Consider the following 448-nt stretch of genomic DNA (forward strand, 5'->3'; position numbering starts at 1 on the left):
ACAGATACCACCTGAAGCTCAGGATAACTCAACCGCGAAGGGTCCATCTGACGAAGAAGGGATGGCACGAATACACCGACTGATATTTTATGAGCGTTGATAAAGTCGGTAACCAGAGACGGATCAAGCTCTCCTTCATACATATAAAGACCTGCTCCATTAAGCAGCGCCATGAATGTCTCTCCAACCGCTCCATCAAAGTTGTACGAAAAATGCTGGAATATCCTGCTATCTCTGCTCAACTCAAAATTTGATCGCTGCCACTGTATCAGGTTGATCACTCCCCGGTGCTCCAGTAACACACCTTTAGGACGGCCAGTGGAACCCGAAGTATAGATCACATAAGCAAGGTCTGATGGATCATTTACCGGCATAGGGTTCTCTTCTCTATCCGTAAAATCATTGAACTGGATGTCTATAGCTATTAAATTGCCCGTGAAGAAGTCCA

General features: G+C 45.5%; 1 protein-coding gene. It reads right to left on the reverse strand.

Annotation, left to right across the window (positions count from 1 at the left end):
- A partial coding sequence (locus tag C900_RS06390) for an AMP-binding protein (RefSeq protein ID WP_040495877.1) occupies positions 1-448 on the reverse strand: 448 nt, incomplete at both ends.

The sequence above is a fragment of the Fulvivirga imtechensis AK7 genome, from assembly GCF_000331535.1.
Taxonomy (GTDB): Bacteria; Bacteroidota; Bacteroidia; order Cytophagales; family Cyclobacteriaceae; genus Fulvivirga; species Fulvivirga imtechensis.